Source organism: Elioraea sp. (assembly GCF_051860475.1).
Classification (GTDB): Bacteria; Pseudomonadota; Alphaproteobacteria; order Acetobacterales; family Acetobacteraceae; genus Elioraea.
The window spans coordinates 9,546-26,339 of record NZ_JBHYDW010000009.1 but is presented as its reverse complement, the minus strand read 5'-3'; the positions used below and the strand labels follow the sequence as shown (position 1 = coordinate 26,339).

17 protein-coding genes are annotated in these 16,794 nt (G+C 71.1%); 10 read left to right on the top strand and 7 right to left on the bottom strand.

Annotation, left to right across the window (positions count from 1 at the left end):
- Positions 1–7: 7 nt before the first annotated feature.
- The 4 genes from ACTIFU_RS03240 to ACTIFU_RS03225 form a co-directional block, all read right to left on the bottom strand.
- On the bottom strand, positions 8–1,204 hold the full coding sequence (locus ACTIFU_RS03240) for an MFS transporter (protein WP_439576851.1): 1,197 nt from the start codon (positions 1,202–1,204) through the stop codon (positions 8–10).
- 80 nt (positions 1,205–1,284) lie between these two features.
- A complete protein-coding gene (locus ACTIFU_RS03235; protein ID WP_439576850.1) occupies positions 1,285–2,781 on the bottom strand; it encodes a tripartite tricarboxylate transporter permease in 1,497 nt (498 codons plus the stop codon).
- A gap of 1 nt (position 2,782) precedes the next feature.
- Positions 2,783–3,271: a tripartite tricarboxylate transporter TctB family protein gene (locus ACTIFU_RS03230; protein WP_439576849.1), complete on the bottom strand. Its 489-nt coding sequence runs from the start codon at positions 3,269–3,271 to the stop codon at positions 2,783–2,785.
- Positions 3,272–3,319: 48 nt separating this feature from the next.
- Complete coding sequence (locus ACTIFU_RS03225) at positions 3,320–4,327, bottom strand: Bug family tripartite tricarboxylate transporter substrate binding protein (RefSeq protein ID WP_439576848.1); 1,008 nt, start codon at positions 4,325–4,327, stop codon at positions 3,320–3,322.
- A 242-nt stretch (positions 4,328–4,569) separates the two neighbouring features.
- Between ACTIFU_RS03225 and ACTIFU_RS03220 the strand changes: the two genes are divergently transcribed.
- The 6 genes from ACTIFU_RS03220 to phnC all read left to right on the top strand — a co-directional run bounded on the left by ACTIFU_RS03220 (position 4,570) and on the right by phnC (position 10,740).
- On the top strand, positions 4,570–6,084 hold the full coding sequence (locus ACTIFU_RS03220) for an acyl--CoA ligase (protein ID WP_439576847.1): 1,515 nt from the start codon (positions 4,570–4,572) through the stop codon (positions 6,082–6,084).
- Positions 6,084–7,064 carry a 2-dehydropantoate 2-reductase gene (locus ACTIFU_RS03215; protein WP_439576846.1) on the top strand — a complete coding sequence of 327 codons (981 nt, stop codon included), beginning with the start codon at positions 6,084–6,086 and terminating at the stop codon, positions 7,062–7,064. Before ACTIFU_RS03220 ends, ACTIFU_RS03215 begins: the two co-directional genes overlap by 1 nt.
- Positions 7,065–7,184: 120 nt before the next feature.
- Complete coding sequence (locus ACTIFU_RS03210) at positions 7,185–8,102, top strand: phosphate/phosphite/phosphonate ABC transporter substrate-binding protein (RefSeq protein ID WP_439576845.1); 918 nt, start codon at positions 7,185–7,187, stop codon at positions 8,100–8,102.
- Between the two features lies 1 nt (position 8,103).
- Complete coding sequence (gene phnE, locus ACTIFU_RS03205) at positions 8,104–8,991, top strand: phosphonate ABC transporter, permease protein PhnE (protein ID WP_439576844.1); 888 nt, start codon at positions 8,104–8,106, stop codon at positions 8,989–8,991.
- Positions 8,988–9,818, top strand: coding sequence for a phosphonate ABC transporter, permease protein PhnE (gene phnE, locus ACTIFU_RS03200; RefSeq protein WP_439576843.1), 831 nt, complete (start codon positions 8,988–8,990; stop codon positions 9,816–9,818). The genes phnE (ACTIFU_RS03205) and phnE (ACTIFU_RS03200) overlap by 4 nt, the downstream gene beginning before the upstream one ends.
- Positions 9,819–9,933: 115 nt before the next feature.
- The gene (gene phnC, locus ACTIFU_RS03195; RefSeq protein WP_439576842.1) at positions 9,934–10,740 is read left to right on the top strand and encodes a phosphonate ABC transporter ATP-binding protein; all 807 of its coding nucleotides are present in this window, start codon (positions 9,934–9,936) and stop codon (positions 10,738–10,740) included.
- Between the two features lie 133 nt (positions 10,741–10,873).
- Here the strand turns inward: phnC and ACTIFU_RS03190 are convergent, their stop codons facing one another.
- The gene (locus ACTIFU_RS03190) at positions 10,874–11,104 is read right to left on the bottom strand and encodes a DUF1150 family protein (protein ID WP_439576841.1); all 231 of its coding nucleotides are present in this window, start codon (positions 11,102–11,104) and stop codon (positions 10,874–10,876) included.
- An 82-nt stretch (positions 11,105–11,186) separates the two neighbouring features.
- The gene (locus ACTIFU_RS03185) at positions 11,187–11,618 is read right to left on the bottom strand and encodes an Hsp20 family protein (RefSeq protein ID WP_439576840.1); all 432 of its coding nucleotides are present in this window, start codon (positions 11,616–11,618) and stop codon (positions 11,187–11,189) included.
- Between the two features lie 177 nt (positions 11,619–11,795).
- Here ACTIFU_RS03185 and def point away from each other — a divergent pair, with 177 nt between their 5' ends.
- Genes def through truA form a run of 3 tightly spaced genes read left to right on the top strand, consistent with a single transcriptional unit; the run spans position 11,796 to position 13,986 of the window.
- Entirely contained in the window at positions 11,796–12,320 is a 525-nt protein-coding gene (gene def, locus ACTIFU_RS03180) for a peptide deformylase (protein ID WP_439576839.1), read from the top strand.
- On the top strand, positions 12,317–13,228 hold the full coding sequence (gene fmt / locus ACTIFU_RS03175) for a methionyl-tRNA formyltransferase (protein WP_439576838.1): 912 nt from the start codon (positions 12,317–12,319) through the stop codon (positions 13,226–13,228). Before def ends, fmt begins: the two co-directional genes overlap by 4 nt.
- Positions 13,228–13,986, top strand: coding sequence for a tRNA pseudouridine(38-40) synthase TruA (gene truA / locus ACTIFU_RS03170; RefSeq protein ID WP_439576837.1), 759 nt, complete (start codon positions 13,228–13,230; stop codon positions 13,984–13,986). Before fmt ends, truA begins: the two co-directional genes overlap by 1 nt.
- On the opposite strand, the gene ACTIFU_RS03165 is transcribed toward truA, so the two are convergent.
- A complete protein-coding gene (locus tag ACTIFU_RS03165) occupies positions 13,962–14,642 on the bottom strand; it encodes a PEP-CTERM sorting domain-containing protein (RefSeq protein WP_439576836.1) in 681 nt (226 codons plus the stop codon). The two genes, truA and ACTIFU_RS03165, sit on opposite strands and share 25 nt — an antisense overlap.
- Before the next feature lie 291 nt (positions 14,643–14,933).
- Here ACTIFU_RS03165 and ACTIFU_RS03160 point away from each other — a divergent pair, with 291 nt between their 5' ends.
- Complete coding sequence (locus ACTIFU_RS03160; RefSeq protein WP_439576835.1) at positions 14,934–16,673, top strand: ABC transporter ATP-binding protein; 1,740 nt, start codon at positions 14,934–14,936, stop codon at positions 16,671–16,673.
- Positions 16,674–16,794 lie beyond the last annotated feature (121 nt).

The following is a 16,794-nucleotide window of genomic DNA, read 5'->3' as shown; positions in this document are numbered from 1 at the left end:
TGCACCCTCACTCCGCCGCTGCGGGCCGCGGCACCGTCGCCGTGGTCAGGCGGGGGAACAGCGCCGCGAACCCCGCCGTCAGCAAGCCCACCGCGGCGAGCGTCCACAGCACCGCCTGCATGTCGCCGGTGCGCGCATGCAGCACGCCGACCAGTGGCGACGCGGCCGCCGCGCCGACGAAGCCGACGAAGAACCGCACCGCATAGGCGCGCGCCCGCAATGCCGGCGGCACCGTGCGCGCGAGCATCGCATCGTTCACCGTCACCTGGCCGAAGATCGTCGCGATCGTCGCCGCGGCAAGCGGTACCGTCAGCCACCCCGAAGCCAGCGTCAGGCCGAGCACCAGCGGCATCTGGCTCGCCGCGAGGCCGAGGAACAGCGCGCGCAGGCTCACCCGGTCCGCCATCCGCCCGACTGTGTACTGCGTCGCCGCACCGCAGATTGACACCGCGAAGGCGATCAGACCGATGAAGGCCAGCGCATCGGCGCTGCCCGACAGCCGCTCCTCCAGAAGCTTCGGCAGCAGGATGGTGATCGCGTTGAACATCAGCCCGTTCGTCACCGCGATCGCGGTCAGCACGATGAATGCCTTGATTGCGGTCGCACGGGGAATGTCGGGGAACACCGCACCCTCGCGCCGGGCTGCCGCGGTCACCGAGGCGGGCGTGCGCAGATAGGCGACCCCGATCGCGAGACAGACCGCGCCGGGCAGGACGAACCCGGCGCGCCAGCCGAACACCGCCACGATCACGCCGGTCAGCAGCGGCGCGAGCGACACACCGAGATTGCCGAACACCCCGTTGATGCCGATCGCGCGGCCGACTCCCGGCCCGGCGACATCGACCAGCAGTGCGGTGCCGACCGGATGGTAGATGGCGAGGAACGCGCCGACGAGCCCGAGTGCGAGGGCGAAGGTGATCGGCGTCACCGCCAGCCCCGAGGCGACCAGCGCGGCCCCCGTGCCGACGAAGAACGCCGCCATCATGGCCCGCGCGCCGTACCGTTCCGCGAGCCACCCGACCGGCAGCGAGCCGAGCCCGTAGATCGCGAACATCGCCGTGCCCAGCGTCACAATCGCGCCGTAGTCGAGCCCGGGAAACGCCCCGCCCATCGCCAGCACCGCCGTCGGCAGGATCAGCAGCGCGTAGTGGGTCAGCGTGTGCGCCGCGTTGATGAAGACGATCGTGCGGGTCTGGGCGTCCATTCCGCCAGCCTAGGCCGGATGGCGCTGTCGGACCATCCTCCCGCGGTCGGGACGGTTCGGTCGCGGGCGAAGCCTCGCCGCTAGATCCGCGCCAGGACGGCGGCGCGCAACCGCCCGAGCATCGGCCAGAACAGCATGAGGAAGCCGAGCGCCATGATCGCGCCGACCAGCCAGTTGGCGAAGAAGATGCCGAGCGAGCCGTCACTCAGCAGCAGCGATTGCCGGAACGACTGCTCGGTTCGGTTCCCGAGCACCAGCGCCAGCACCAGCGGCGCGAGCGGATAGTCGAGCTTCTTCATGACGTAGCCGACCACGCCGAAGACCAGCATCAGCACCAGATCGAAGGCCGCGTTGTTCACCGTGAAGGCGCCGATCGCGCAGGCGATCAGGATCAAGGGCGCGATGATCGCGAAGGGGATGCGCAGGATGGCCGCGAACCACGGCACCAGCGCCATCACCACGACCAGGCTCGCGAGATTGCCGAGATACATCGACGCGACGAGTCCCCAGACGAACTCCTTCTGCTCGATGAACAGCATCGGCCCGGGCTGAAGGCCCCACATCACGAGCCCGCCCAGCAGCACCGCCGCGGTCGGCGAGCCCGGCACGCCGAGGGCGAGCATGGGCAGCAGCGCGGCCACGCCGGCGGCGTTGTTGGCGACCTCCGGCGCGATCACCCCCTCGATGCGTCCGCTGCCGAAGGCGGCACCGTCCCTCGAGAGCCGCCGCGCCATGCCATAGGACATGAACGAGGCCGGCGTCGCCCCTGCCGGCGTCACCCCCATCCAGCAGCCGATCACGCAGGAGCGCAGCGCGATCGCCCAGTGGCGCGGCAGCGTCCTCCAGACCTGCCAGACCACCCTGGGGTCGATCCGGGCAGTAGCACCGCGGAAGGCCAGGCCCTCCTCCATCGCGATCATGATCTCGCTGATCCCGAACAGGCCGATCACCGCGACCAGGAAGTCGATCCCGCGCAGCAGCTCGGTCGAGCCGAAGGTCAGGCGGAGCTGCCCCGTGACCGTATCCAGGCCGACGCAGGCCATCAGGAACCCCGCCATCATCGCCGTGAGCGTCTTCCAGGCCGAGCCTTGGGTCAGCCCGACGAAGGACGCGAAGGAGAGGAACATCACCGCGAAGAACTCGGGCGGGCCGAAGCGGAGCGCGAAGGCGGCAACCAGCGGCGCGATCGCAGTGATCATCAGAATCGCGAACAGGGCACCGACGAAGGAGGAGGTGAACGCTGCCGTCAGGGCCTCGGCCGCACGGCCCTGCTGGGCCATCGGATAGCCGTCGAAGGTAGTCGCGACCGACCAGGGCTCGCCCGGGATGTTGAACAGGATCGAGGTGATCGCGCCGCCGAACAGAGCGCCCCAGTAGATGCAGGAGAGCATGATGATGGCGCTGACCGGCGGCATGGCGAAGGTAAGCGGCAGCAGGATGGCGATGCCGTTGGCTCCGCCGAGCCCGGGAAGCACGCCGATGACGATGCCGAGCATCACGCCGAGGACCATCAACAGCAGATTCTCGGGCACGAGCGCGACCGCGAATCCGGCCATCAGGGCGTGAAGGTTCTCCACGTCAGTAGCCCAGCAGCGTCTCGATCGGTCCCTTCGGCAGCGCGACGAGAAACCACCTCTCGAACACGACGAAGATCACGACGGACATGCCGAGCCCGCTCAGGGCGGCCGTGACCAGGCGGTACCCGCCAAGCACCGTCATGAACCAGGCCATCAGCGCGGCCGCCGGCAGGTAGAGCCCGATCGCCAGCACGGCGGCGACGAACAGGGTGGCCGGAACGAACAGCCGTGCGACGCGCGCGAGCTCCTCGGCGGTCGCGAAGCTCGCCCGCGATCGGCTCAGCGCGGCGGCGGCGAAGGTGGCGAGGCTCGCCGCGATCATCACGAGGCCGGTCCAGAACGGGAACGTGCCGGATTGCGGCCCGTCCAGGTCCCAGGCGATCCCGAGCCGGTAGGCGTCCGCGACCATCAGGAAGCCCAGAGCGGCGATGCCGGCCGAGACGGCGAGCTCGGCGGCGCGTGTGCGTACGCCACGTCCCCGGTCAGCCATCGGGTGTCGTCGCCGGTGCGGGGCGGTTGCTTGCGCGTCTCGGCCGGATCAGCGCGCGAGGAACCCGGCCTCGGTCATCAGGCTGCGATGGCGCTCCTCCTCCCGCTCGACCCAGCGGGCGAAGTCCTCGCCGATCATGGTCGTGGTGTTGAAGGCGCCGTTGCGCATCAGCTCCTGCCATTCGGGCGTCGCGCGCACGCGGTCGAGCAGGCTGACATAGAACGCCACCGCCGCCGGCGGCACGCCGGGCGGCATGAAGATGCCGCGCAGCATCAGGTACTCGACGTCCAGGCCCGACTCCTTGCAGGTCGGGATGTCACTCCAGGCCATCGTCGCCGTCATCCTGTCGGTCACCGGCAGGCGCTGGCCGTCGAACACGCAGAGCGGCCGCAGCGTGCCGGCGCGCCAGTGCGTGACCGCCTCGATCGGGTTGTTCACCGTCGAGTCGACATGCCGGCCGACGAGCTGGGTCGCGACCTCGCCGCCGCCGCGGAACGGCACGTAGGTGAACTGCGCGCCGGTGGCACGGGTGATCGCGGCGGTGATGATGTGATCCTCCTGGCGCGAGCCGGTGCCGGCCATGCGCAGGCGCTGCGTCTTGGCCGCGGCGATGAACTCGCTCACCGTCCGCCACGGGCTCTCGGCATGCACCCAGAGCACGAACTCGTCGAGCGCGAGCATCTTCACCGGCGTCATGTCGCGCCACGACACCGGCACGCCGGTCGCGAGCGGGGTGGTGAACAGGTTCGAGAGCGTGATCACCAGGATATGGGGATTGCCGCGGCTGTTCTTCACCTCGAGGAATGCCTCGGCGCCGGCGCCGCCGCCCTTGTTGGTGACGACGATCGGCTGGCGCATCAGCTCGTATTTCGAGGCGATGCCCTGGATCGTGCGCGCCATCTGGTCGGCGCCGCCGCCGGTGCCGGCGGGGACGAGGAACTGGACCGGCCGTGTGGGCTCCCAGGCGGGCTGCGCGCCGGCGCGCTCGGTCGCCGCAACGACGGCGGCCAAGCCAAGCATGGCGGGGAGGAGGACGCGGCAGCGGGCGTTCGGCATGCACGATCTCCCGAGAGACAGGGCAGCCTTCCGTCACCATCTGCCGACGCTTGTTCCGTGTCGTTGATGTCCGATATGGAGTTGCGCGGCAGCCGTTGTCAACGGAAATCCATGTCGTATGCCTGCCTGCAAACGAACGATCATATCTCGGCGGCGCGGCGGGCTGCCCATGCCGCGGGGCGCGTGCCCTTTACGCCGCCGTCCTGCAGGCCATACTCCGCCGCCTGCCGCAAGGGATGACGATGCGACCGTTCCTCACCATCCATGATCTGTTGGGCGCCGGCGCGGCGACACAGTCGGCGATCCGTGCGCCCGGGCGCAGCACGCTCACCTATGCCGGGTTGCGCAGCCTCGCCGACCGGACTGTCGCGGCGCTCAACCGCATCGGCATCGGCCGCAACGACCGCGTGGCGATCGTGCTGCCGAACGGCCCCGAAATGGCCGCCGCCTTCGTCGCCATCGCCTGCGGCGCCACCACCGCGCCGCTGAACCCCGCCTACCGCGATGAGGAGTTCGCCTTCTATCTCGACGACCTGAAGGCCAAGGCGCTGGTCGTGCTCAAGGGCACCGACACGCCCGCGCGCGCCGTTGCCGCGCGGCTCGGCATCCCCGTGCTCGACCTCGTGCCGGGCGCGGCCGCCGGCGAGTTCACGCTTGACGGCGGCACGCCCGCGACCGCCGCCTCGCCCGGCCCCGCCGGCACGGACGACGTCGCGCTGGTGCTGCACACCTCGGGCACCACCGCGCGGCCGAAGATCGTGCCGCTGACGCACGGCAACGTCACCGCCTCGGCCGGCAGCATCCGCGCCACGCTCGCGCTGACGCCCGAGGACGCGTGCCTCAACATCATGCCGCTGTTCCACATCCATGGCCTGATGGCGGCAACGCTCGCCTCGCTCGCCGCCGGCAGCGCGGTGATCTGCACGCCGGGCTTCGATGCGCTGCGCCTCTTCCGCTGGCTCGACGAGGAGCGGCCGTCCTGGTTCACCGCCGTGCCGACCATGCACCAGGCGATCCTCACCCGCGCCGAGCGCAATGCCGAGATCATCGCGCGCGCGCCGCTTCGCTTCCTGCGCTCCTCCTCCGCCTCGCTGCCGGGCCCCGTGATGCTGGCGCTGGAACAGACCTTCCACGCGCCGCTGGTCGAGAGCTACGGCATGACCGAGGCCTCGCACCAGATGGCGTCCAACCCGCTTGCCGGCCCGCGCAAGCCGGGCTCGGTCGGGATCGCGGCCGGCCCCGAGATCGCGATCATGGACGAGGCGGGCGCGCTGCTGCCGCAGGGCGCGATCGGCGAGGTGGTGATCCGTGGCCCGAGCGTGACGAACGGATACGAGAACAATCCGGAGGCGAACGCGAAGGCGTTCACGAAAGGCTGGTTCCGCACCGGCGATCAGGGCGCCTTCGACGCGGAGGGTTATCTCACGCTCACGGGGCGGCTGAAGGAACTGATCAATCGCGGCGGCGAGAAAGTGAGCCCGCTGGAGGTGGACGGCGTGCTCTCCGCCCATCCCGCCGTGGCCCAGGCCGTCACCTTCGCGATCCCGCATGCGAAGCTCGGCGAGGAGGTCGGCGCGGCGATCGTGCTGCGCGACGGCACCGAACTGACCGAGCGCGAACTGCGCGACTTCGCGGCCCAGCACCTCGCCGACTTCAAGGTGCCGCGCAAAGTGTTGTTCCTCACCGAGATCCCGAAGGGGGCGACCGGCAAGCTCCAGCGCATCGGGCTCGCCGAGAAGCTGGGGCTCACCGCCTGATGCGCATCTGCGTCTTCGGCGCCGGCGCGATCGGGGGCCTGCTCGCCGCGCGCCTCGCGCAGAAGGGCGAGGCCGATGTCACCGTGGTGGCGCGCGGCCCGCATCTCGCGGCGATGCAGGCGAACGGGCTGCGGCTGCGTTCCGGTGGCGAGGAGATCGTGACCCGCCCGCGCTGCGCCGCGACCGCCGCCGAGGCGGGGCCGCAGGACTACGTGGTGATCACGCTGAAGGCGCATTCGCTGCCCGGCGTCGCCGAGGCGATGCATCCCCTGCTGGGCCCCGGGACCGCGATCGTCTCGGCGGTGAACGGCATCCCGTGGTGGTACTTCCACAGGCACGGCGGACCGTTCGACGGGCGCGCCGTCGAGTCGGTCGATCCGGGCGGGAAACTTCTCCGCGCGCTGCCGCCCGAGCGCGCGATCGGCTGCATCGTCTATCCGGCCGCCGAGGTGATCGAGCCTGGCGTGATCGAGCACACCTATGGCGACCGGTTCTCGCTCGGCGAGCCGGACGGGGCCCGCAGCGAGCGCGCGAACCGCCTTTCGCAGGCGCTGATCGCGGCCGGGTTCAAGGCGCCCGTCCGCCCGCGCATCCGCGACGAGATCTGGGTCAAGCTCTGGGGCAACCTGACCTTCAACCCGGTCTCGGCGCTGACCATGCAGACGCTGGACGTGCTGACCGGCGAGCCGGAGCTGCGCGCGGTGTGCCGGGCGATGATGGTCGAGGCGCAGGCGATCGGCGAGGCGCTCGGCATCCGCTTCGGCATCGACGTCGATAAGCGCATGGCCGGCGCGGCCGAGGTCGGCGCGCACCGCACCTCGATGCTCCAGGACCTGGAGCGCGGAAGGCCGATGGAGATCGACGCGCTGCTCGGCGTGATCGTCGAGTTCGCCGAGCTGCTCGACCTGCCGGCGCCGACCTGCCGCACGGTGCTGGCGCTGGTGCGCGCGCGCGCCCGCGCGGCTGGCTGCTATCCGTAGCGCCGGCGCGCCGCCAGCGCCACGACTCCGGACCGGTCATCGAGACGTCACGAAACGGTCATGACGACGAAACGGCAGGCTGTTAAGTCCGCCGTATCCGCTCTCGCCGAGGAGACCGCCATGACGCCCGTGCTCAGCCGCCGCGCCGTGCTCGCCGGTGCCGCCCTCGCTCCCTTCGCCGCCGCCGCCCAGGCCGACTGGCGCGGCGGGTTCCGCGAGCTGCGATTCGCCATGATCAGCTCGGAGAACGAGCGCGACGTGCTTGTTCGCTTCGAGCCGTTCTCGCGCCACTTCACCGAGGCGCTCGGCGTGCCGTTCCGCGTCTTCCGCGCCACCGACTACGCCGCGACCGTCGAGGCGCTGCGCGCGGACCAGGCCGAGTTCGGCTATCTCGGCCCCGCCGCCTATGCGCTCGCGCGCCGCGTCGCCGGCGAGAAGATCGTGCCGGTGGCCTCGGGCACCGATCTTCAAGGCGGCCTCGGCTACCACTCGGTGATCATCGTGCGCACCGATGCGCCCTACCGGTCGCTGGCCGATCTGCGCGGCCGGTCCTTCGCCTGGGCCGACCCGAACAGCGCCTCGGGCTACGCCGCGCCGATGTTCTATCTGCGGCGCGAAGGGATCGATCCCGGCGCGTTCTTCTCCCGCACGTCCTTCTCCGGGAACCACGAGCAGAGCGTGATCGGGCTGCTGAACGGCAGCTACGACGCGATCGCGACCTGGTGGACCAACGAGCAGCGCAGCAATCCCCAGCGGATGGAGGAGAAGAGCATGATCCCGCCGGGCCAGTGGCGGATCGTCTGGAAGAGCCCGCTCATTCCGAACAGCCCCTTCGTGATGCGCACCAATCTGCCGCAGGGCCTCAGGGACCTCTACGTCGAGACGCTGATGGCCCTGCCAGAGACGAACCCTGAGGCGTGGCGCGGGCTGACAAGCGGCCAGTCGCGCGGCCTGGTGCGCCGCACGCACGACGACTATCTCGACATGGTCGCGATCACCGAGGAGCTCGACCGGCTGCGTCGCCAGCGCCGCACCTGACGTGACGGCGATCGCGGACGATGGCGCGGCCGTCGCCCGGTTCGAGGGCCACTACCGGGCCCTTCAGCGGCGGAAGGCGCTGACGACCGGCGTCGGGGCGCTGGTGTTCGGCGCAGCGTTCGTCGCCTCCACCGTGGTCGGCGAGGTCGACCTCGCGCGCTTCGCCGCCGGCGTGCCGAACATTCTCGACTACGTGCACCGGACGCTGCCGGCGATCTCCCCCCGCCAGCCCCTCGCCGACATCGGCGAGTGGTACTGGGCGATCGATGTCTGGCTTCTGCTGATGCTCGACACGGTGCTGATGGGATTCGTCGGCACGCTCGCCGGCGCGGGCGTGGCGGTGCTGTTCTGCGCTCATGCGTCCGTCAATCTCGCGCCGAACCGGTGGTCGTTCTGGGCCGCGCGTCGCGGCTTCGAGTTCGCGCGCACCGTGCCGGAGCTCGTCTTCGCGCTGATCTTCGTCTTCGCCTTCGGCCCCGGCCCCTTCGCCGGGGTGCTCGCGATCGCCATCCACTCCGCAGGCGCGCTCGGCAAGCTGTTCGCGGAGGTGAACGAGAACGTGGATCCGCGCCCGATCGAGGCCCTCTCGGCCGCCGGCGCAAGCTGGACCGAGACGATGCGCTTCGCCGTCCTGCCGCAAGTGCTGCCGAACTTCGTCAGCTATGGCCTGCTGCGCTTCGAGATCAACGTGCGCGCGGCGAGCGTGCTCGGCATCGTCGGCGCGGGCGGGATCGGCGAGGAGCTCTACCTCGTCGTGCGGCGCTTCATCTATTCCGACATCAGCGCGATCGTGTTGCTGATCCTCGTCACGGTGTCGCTCATCGACATGGGCTGTGAACGGCTGCGCCATGGCCTGATCGAGGCGGGGCCGCGGCGGGCGACACGATGATCGGGGCGGCCGAGCTCGCAGCGATCCGGGAGGCGCATCCGCGCGTCTTCCGCCGCACGGAGGCCGAGCGGTGCAGGCTGGCGCTGGTCTGGACGCTGTTCATCGCCGTGCTCGCGCTCGGGCTCTGGCGCGTGCTGCCGGGCTGGGACGCGTTCGTCGACGGGCTCGGCAAGCTCGGCTTCCTCGTGCGCTTCATGATCCCGCCCGCCCATGGCGGCCATCTCGGTCAGATGCTGCACGGGCTGGCCGAGACCCTGGCCATGGCGTTCATGGGCACGCTGCTGGCGGCGGTCGCCGCCGTGCCGCTCGGCTTCGCCGGCGCGCGCAACGTGATGCCGGTGCGGCTGCTCCATTTCGGCCTGCGCCGGCTGTTCGATGGTCTGCGCGGGATTGACAGCCTGATCTGGGCGATCGTCTTCGTCGCTGCCGTCGGCATGGGACCCTTCGCCGGCATCCTCGCGCTCGCGGTGCCCGACACCGGCACGCTCGCCAAGCTGTTCGCCGAGGCGATCGAGAACGTCGAGCGGCGCCAGGTCGAGGGGATCGAAGCGGCGGGTGCCACGGCCGTCGAGCGCGCGCGCTTCGGCATCCTGCCGCAGGTGCTGCCGGTAATGCTGTCGCACGTGCTCTACTTCTTCGAGAGCAACACGCGCTCGGCGACCATCCTGGGTGTCGTCGGCGCCGGCGGCATCGGGCTTCAGCTCGCCGAGCGGATCCGGCTCGACGACTGGCAGGAGGTCGCCTTCATCATCCTGCTGATCCTCGTCACGGTCGCGGTGATCGACTGGACCTCGGGGCGGCTCCGTCGGCGCATCATCGCCGGGTGACGGGAGGGGCGAGCAGGGGATCGGCCGACCGCCGCGGCGCGTTTGTCACGCAACGATCATCCCGGCTCGGCCAGGCGACACGCTAAGTCCGACCGCGGCGGTCCAGGAGGTCGGCATGCTCGAGATCACGGATCTGACGCGGCGGTTCGGCACCGTGACCGCGGTGGATGCCGTCGCGCTCGCGATCCCCGACGGGCAGATGGTGGGGATCATCGGCCGTTCGGGCGCCGGCAAATCGACGCTGCTGCGCCTGATCAACCGGCTGATCGAACCCTCGGAGGGGCGGATCGCCTTCGAGGGGCGCGACGTCAGGGCGCTGCGGGGCCGGGCGCTGCGCGACTGGCGCACCGATTGCGCGATGATCTTCCAGCAGTTCAACCTGGTGCAGCGGTTCGACGTGCTGACCAACGTGCTGATGGGCAGGCTCAACCACCGCGGCACGCTCAGCTCGCTGTTCAAGCTGTTCACCGCCGAGGAGCGCGCGGTCGCGATCCGCACGCTCGACCGCTTCGACCTTGCCGAGGCCGCCCTCCAGCGGGCCGACACGCTCTCGGGCGGCCAGCAGCAGCGCGTGGCCATCGCGCGCGCGCTGATGCAGGAGCCGCGCATCATTCTCGCCGACGAACCGATCGCGTCGCTCGACCCGCGCAACGGCAAGGTGGTGATGGACGCGCTCCGCCGCATCAACCGCGAGGACGGGCTGACCGTGCTCTGCAACCTGCACACGCTCGACACCGCGCGCCAGTACTGCGACCGGATCGTTGGCATGCGCAACGGTCGCGTCGTGTTCGACGGCGTCCCGGCGCAGCTCACCGCCGCGATGGTGCGCGACCTCTACGGCATGAGCGAGGATGATCTCGACCAGGCCGAGACCGTCACCTCCACGTCGCTCGGCATCGCGCCCTCGCGGATCGCCGCATAGGCGCGTCGGCCATCGCCCCGACGCCATCGCCCCGACGCCATCGCCCCGACGCCATCGCCCCGACGCCATCGCCCCGACGCCATCGCCCCGACGGCCCGCGCCGTCGCTTGGTGGATAGGCTGGTCGCGCGCGCTCAGTGCACGCTGACCGGCACCATCTCGTGCTGGACGATCGCCGCGTCGGCCAGCGCCCGGTCCGGCGCGAGCCCGATCTGCGCGCCATCGGCGCCGAAGATCGCGAAGGCCGACTGACCGTCCACGACCACCGGGCGGACATAGGCAAGGCCGCCCAGCCCCAACTCGGCGAGTTGCTGGCGCGTCGGCGCAGGGAAACTCGCCTGGCCGCGGATCCTGTGCATGTTCATCGCGTCACACTCCTCCGGTGCGCCATCTTGGCCACACCCTGGTTTCCGGTCCGTTGCCGGCCCCGGTTACGCGCCCGGGCCTTCAAACTGTCGCGCCGCCCGGGCGCGAGCCGATCCGTACCGTGCGCGCGCGGCTCTCGGGCTGGAGCCGCTCGAGGTCGATGTGCAGCAGGCCGTTGTCCAGCCACGCCCCCTTCACCTCGATCCCCTCGGCCAGCACGAAGGTGCGCTGGAACTGGCGCGCGGCGATGCCGCGGTGCAGGAACACCCGGCCCGGCGCCTCCTCGGCCTGGCGGCCGCGGATGACGAGCTGGCTGTCCTCCAGCACGATCGCGAGGTCGTCCATCGTGAACCCGGCCACCGCGAGGGTGATCCGCAGGCTCGCCGGCCCGGTCTGCTCGATGTTGTAGGGCGGGTAGCCCTCGCCGCCGTTCTTCGACAGCCGCTCGAGCATCTGCTCGAGATGGTCGAAGCCGAGAAACAGCGGGCTGCCGAACGGCGATGTGCGGGTCATGTCGGTCTCCTCGTTCCGAGCGAGCATCCTGCCAGGGCCCCGAAGGCACCCTGGCCCCATCGAGATGGGAAACGCGTTGCGCCGGCGCAAGACCGGCCCGCGCGCCCGGGCATTGCCGCCGTCGGGGGCGAACGCTACCTGACGCGGATGATCGACGCTGCCTCTCAGCCCCCCGCCATGGAGGGGGAGCTGCTCCGGATCCTGATCGCCCCGGACCCGCTGCTGCGCCGCAAGGCGAGGCCGGTCGGCCCCGGCGACGCCGACGTCGTGCGCGACCTCGTGCCCCGAATGCTCGCGACGATGTACCGCGCCCCCGGGATCGGGCTTGCCGCGCCCCAGGTCGGCGTGGGGCTGCGCCTCACCGTGATCGACCTCCAGCGCGAGGACAGGCGCGAGCCGGTGGTGCTGATCAACCCGGAGATCGTCAGCGCCAGCGCCGAGACCGAGGTCCGCGAGGAAGGGTGCCTCTCCCTGCCCGACCAGTACGCCGATGTGGCGCGCCCGCGCGCGGTGACGGTGCGCTATCTCGGGCCGGACGGCGTGCGCCGCACGATCGAGGCCGAGGGGCTGATGGCGCGCTGCCTGCTGCACGAGATCGATCATCTCGATGGCGTTCTGTTCATCGACCATATCTCGTCGCTGCGGCGGAACATGATCCTGCGCCGGCTGGCCAAGGCGCAGAAGGAGAAGGCGCAGGCGTGAGGCTCGCCGTCATGGGCAGCCCCGACTTCGCGGTGCCGGCGCTCAAGGCGCTGCACGCGGCGGGCCACGAGATCGTGGCGGTCTACAGCCAGCCGCCGAAGCCGGCGCATCGCGGCCAGCGCGAGACGAAGTGCGCGGTGCACGTCGCGGCCGAGGCGCTGGGGCTGACGGTGCGCACGCCCGCGCGGCTGCGGCGCGACGAGGCGGAGCATGCGGCCTTCGCCGCACTCGATCTCGACGCCGCGGTGGTCGCGGCCTATGGGCTGATCCTGCCCAGGCCGATGCTGGACGCGCCGCGCCGGGGCTGCCTGAACATCCACGCCTCGCTGCTGCCGCGCTGGCGTGGGGCAGCGCCGATCCAGGCCGCCATCCTGGCCGGCGACGACCGCACGGGCGTCACCATCATGCGCATGGAGGAGGGGCTCGACACCGGGCCGATGCTGCTCGCCGAGGCGGTGCCGATCGGGCCGGACACGACCGCCGCCTCGCTGCACGATGCGTTGGCGGCACTCGGCGCGCGGCTGATCCTGCGCGCGCTGGCGGAGGACCCGCCCGCGGTGCCGCAGCCGGACGAGGGCGTCACCTACGCGCCGAAGCTCACCCGCGAGGACGGGCGGATCGACTGGTCGCGCGCGGCCGCCGTGATCGACCGCCAGGTGCGCGCGCTCAACCCGTGGCCCGGCACGCACACGCGCCACGGCCAGGAGACGCTGAAGGTGCTCGCCGCCGTGCCCTGCGCGGATCGAACCGAAGCGCCGCCCGGCACCCTGCTCGACGGCGGGCGCGTCGCCTGCGGCGGCGGCACGGTGCTTCGTCTGACCCGGATGCAGCGGGCAGGCCGCGCGCCGCAGGACATCGACGCCTTCCTGCGCGGCTATTCGCTCGCGCCCGGCGACCGGCTCGGCTGATGCCGCGCTACGCCCTGCTGGTCGAGTACGACGGCGCGGGCTTCGTCGGCTGGCAGCGGCAGGAGACCGGCCTTTCCGTGCAGCAGGCGCTGGAGGAGGCGGCCGCGCGCCTGACCCCGCGCGATCCCGTGGTCGCGGTCGCGGCCGGGCGCACGGATGCCGGCGTGCATGCGGACGCGCAGGTGGTGCATCTCGACCTCGCGCGCGCGATCGATCCGCTGCGGCTGCGCGAGGCGGTGAACTTCCATCTCGGCGCGCACCGCGTGTCCGTCGTGACGGCCGTGCGCGCGCCGGCGGAGTTCCACGCCCGCTTCTCCGCGATCGGCCGCGCCTATCGCTACGACATCCTCGACCGGCGCGCCCGCCCGGCACTCCTCGCCGGCCGGGTGTGGCATGTGAAGCGCCGGCTCGACGAGGCCGCCATGCAGGCGGCCGCCGCGCTGCTGGTCGGGCGGCACGACTTCACCTCGTTCCGCGCTGCCGCCTGCCAGGCCGCGAGTCCCGTGAAGGCGCTGGATCGGCTCGACGTCGCGCGCGAGGGCGATCTGGTGCGCATCGTCGCCGAGGCGCGCAGCTTCCTGCACCACCAGGTGCGCAACCTGGTCGGCACGCTGAAGCTGGTGGGCGAGGGGCGGTGGACGCCCGCGGACGTGGCGGCCGCGCTCGCCGCGCGCGACCGCTCCGCGGCCGGCCCGACCGCCCCGGCCGAGGGGCTGGCGCTGACCGCCGTGCGCTACGCCGCCGATCCGTTCGCGTAGCGCCGGCGCATCGCGGCGCCGAGGCCGAGCAGCCCGGCGCTGAGCAGCGCGAGCGAGGCGGGCTCGGGCACCGCGGCGGCGCGGATGAACACGTTGTCCACGCCGAGCAGCAAGCGCAGGTCAGGGTCGAAGCTCTGCGCGCTGATGTTGACGAGCAGGGAGGCGGGGCCGATCCCTGCATAGGTCAGCGTGCCGCTGAACAGCATCCACTCGGAGAACAGGAAACCGCCCGAGCCTGGAATGCTGATGTCCCCTGCGAGCGCATTGGGATCGGCGCCGAGCGTGGCCGACACGCCCGCGCCCTGCACGCTGAGCGAGATCTGCCCCTGGCTGAAGTTGCCGGCGATCTGGTCGGTGTCGAACGAGAGATAGGCGCCGAAGGCGTAGGTGCCGGGGCCGACGACATCCACCGCCTGGGAGAGGCTGGAACTGGTGATCCCTCCGAAACCAGCGGCGACGAAGGCGTTGAACGTCCCGCCGTCGGGCGCGCAGCCGATCACCGTGGTCGCGCACACAAACCGCGATGTGTCGCCGGAGGTGGTCCAGCCGTTGAAGGAGTCCTCGAAGCCGGGGTTCACGAGCAGGTTCGCCTCGGCGGGCACGGCGGGCAGGGTGATCAGCCCGGCGGCAAGGAGGGCGGGGAGCGAGCGGCGCATGGTGCACCTCCAGTCAAATTGTGGAGACATGGATAAATTGTCATGCAAACCACACACCAAAGTTACAACCCTTTGAAACTGCTCGAGTCTTCAATTCTGCATCGAACTATCCTCCGGGACGTGTAAAGTTTTCCGACACGGTCCGCCCGGCATCGGCCGCGCAGGTGTTGCCAACCCTCGGCCGGCTCCGGCACACAGGAGTCGGCCACGCCGCGGTCTCGATCGCCGCCGGCGTCCCTGCGGGCCGGCAAAACGCGCGCCGTGCGCGACAGACCTCCTCCAGGACCGCCAATGCTCCGCGCCTTCCTCGCGTACTACCGCCCGCACAAGCGGCTGCTCATGCTCGACTTCGGCTGCGCCGCCCTCTCCGGCATGCTGGAGCTCGCCTTCCCGATGGCGGTGCGCGGCTTCATCGACCACCTGCTGCCGGGCCAGGAGCTGCCGCTGATCCTGCTCGCGATCGCCGCGCTGATGGCGCTCTACCTCGTCAACGGCGCGCTGATGGCGATCGTCACCTACTGGGGCCATGTGCTCGGCATCGCGATCGAGACCGAACTCCGCCGCCGCGCCTTCGACCACCTGATGCGGCTGTCGTTCCGCTTCTATGACGGGCAGAAGACCGGGCACCTGGTCGGGCGCATGACCAAGGACCTCGAGGAGATCGGCGAGGTCGCGCATCACGGCCCCGAGGACCTGCTGATCGCGGTGCTCACCTTCCTCGGCGCCTTCGCGCTGATGATCTGGGTGAACCCCGCGCTCGCGCTGATCGCCGGGCTGGTCGTGCCGATCGCCGCCTGGGTGATCACCCATTACGGCGGGCGAATGACGCAGAACTGGCAGTCGCAGTTCGGCCGCGTCGGCGCCTTCAACGCCCGCATCGAGGAGGCGGTGGGCGGCATCCGCGTCGTCAAGGCCTTCGCCAACGAGGCGCATGAGCGCCGCCTGTTCGGCGATGACAACGAAAAGTACCGCCGGGTGAAGCTCGACGCCTACCGCATCATGGCGATCAGCCTGACGCTGAACTATCTCGGCATGCGCGCCGTGCAGGTGGTCGTGATGCTGGCGGGCTCGATCTTCATCGTCCAGGGCGCCATGACGATCGGCGACTTCGTCGCCTTCCTGCTGCTGGTCGGCGTGTTCTACCGCCCGCTCGACAAGATCAACGCGGTGATCGAGACCTACCCCAAGGGCATCGCCGGGTTCCGCCGCTACCTCCAGCTCATCGGCACCGAACCCGACATCGTCGACCGCGCCGAGGCCCGTCCCGCCCCGCCGCTGAAGGGCGCGGTGCACTACGAGGGCGTGCGCTTCGGCTACGAGCCGGACCGGCCGGTGCTGCGCGACATCGCGCTTGCCATCGCGCCGGGCGAGACGATCGCCCTGGTCGGCCCCTCGGGCGCCGGCAAGACCACGCTCTGCGCGCTGCTGCCGCGCTTCTACGACGTCGATGCCGGGCGCATCACGATCGACGGGATCGACATCCGCGACTTCACCCTCGCCAGCTTGCGCGCGCAGATCGGCATCGTGCAGCAGGACGTGTTCCTGTTCGCCGGCACGATCCGCGAGAACATCGCCTATGGCCGGCTCGGCGCCTCGGACCCGGAGATCCTCGAGGCGGCGCGGCGCGCGCGGCTCGACGGGATGATCCGCGAACTCCCCGACGGGCTCGACACCGTGATCGGCGAGCGCGGCGTGAAGCTCTCGGGCGGGCAGAAGCAGCGCCTCGCGATCGCGCGCATCTTCCTCAAGAACCCGCCGGTGCTGATCCTCGACGAGGCCACCAGCGCGCTCGACACCGAGACCGAGCGCGCGATCCAGGCCTCGCTGGCCGAACTCGCCGAAGGGCGGACAACGCTGGTGATCGCGCACCGGCTTGCCACCATCCGCAACGCCGACCGGATCGTCGTGGTCGCCGATGGGCGGATCGCCGAGCAGGGCACGCATCGGCAACTGCTGGAGCAGGGGGCGGTGTACCGCGCGCTGCACGAGGCGCAGTTCGGGCTGGAAGGGGCAGGGAACACCGCGAAATAGCGCTGGGGGGGGGGGGGGGGGGGGGGGGGCCCCCCCCCCCCCCCCCCCCCCCCCCCCCCCCGCGCCCCCCGGCCCGCCGGGCCCCCCGCCCCCCACGGAGGTCGAGGTGGGGTGGGTGGGG

Coding starts and splice junctions, on each gene's coding strand:
- ACTIFU_RS03240 (WP_439576851.1), bottom strand. CDS start 1,204: ATGGACGCCCAGACCCGCACGATCGTCTTCATCAACGCGGCGCACACG.
- ACTIFU_RS03230 (WP_439576849.1), bottom strand. CDS start 3,271: ATGGCTGACCGGGGACGTGGCGTACGCACACGCGCCGCCGAGCTCGCC.
- ACTIFU_RS03225 (WP_439576848.1), bottom strand. CDS start 4,327: ATGCCGAACGCCCGCTGCCGCGTCCTCCTCCCCGCCATGCTTGGCTTG.
- ACTIFU_RS03220 (WP_439576847.1), top strand. CDS start 4,570: ATGCGACCGTTCCTCACCATCCATGATCTGTTGGGCGCCGGCGCGGCG.
- ACTIFU_RS03215 (WP_439576846.1), top strand. CDS start 6,084: ATGCGCATCTGCGTCTTCGGCGCCGGCGCGATCGGGGGCCTGCTCGCC.
- ACTIFU_RS03210 (WP_439576845.1), top strand. CDS start 7,185: ATGACGCCCGTGCTCAGCCGCCGCGCCGTGCTCGCCGGTGCCGCCCTC.
- phnE (WP_439576843.1), top strand. CDS start 8,988: ATGATCGGGGCGGCCGAGCTCGCAGCGATCCGGGAGGCGCATCCGCGC.
- phnC (WP_439576842.1), top strand. CDS start 9,934: ATGCTCGAGATCACGGATCTGACGCGGCGGTTCGGCACCGTGACCGCG.
- ACTIFU_RS03190 (WP_439576841.1), bottom strand. CDS start 11,104: ATGAACATGCACAGGATCCGCGGCCAGGCGAGTTTCCCTGCGCCGACG.
- ACTIFU_RS03185 (WP_439576840.1), bottom strand. CDS start 11,618: ATGACCCGCACATCGCCGTTCGGCAGCCCGCTGTTTCTCGGCTTCGAC.
- def (WP_439576839.1), top strand. CDS start 11,796: ATGGAGGGGGAGCTGCTCCGGATCCTGATCGCCCCGGACCCGCTGCTG.
- truA (WP_439576837.1), top strand. CDS start 13,228: ATGCCGCGCTACGCCCTGCTGGTCGAGTACGACGGCGCGGGCTTCGTC.
- ACTIFU_RS03165 (WP_439576836.1), bottom strand. CDS start 14,642: ATGCGCCGCTCGCTCCCCGCCCTCCTTGCCGCCGGGCTGATCACCCTG.
- ACTIFU_RS03160 (WP_439576835.1), top strand. CDS start 14,934: ATGCTCCGCGCCTTCCTCGCGTACTACCGCCCGCACAAGCGGCTGCTC.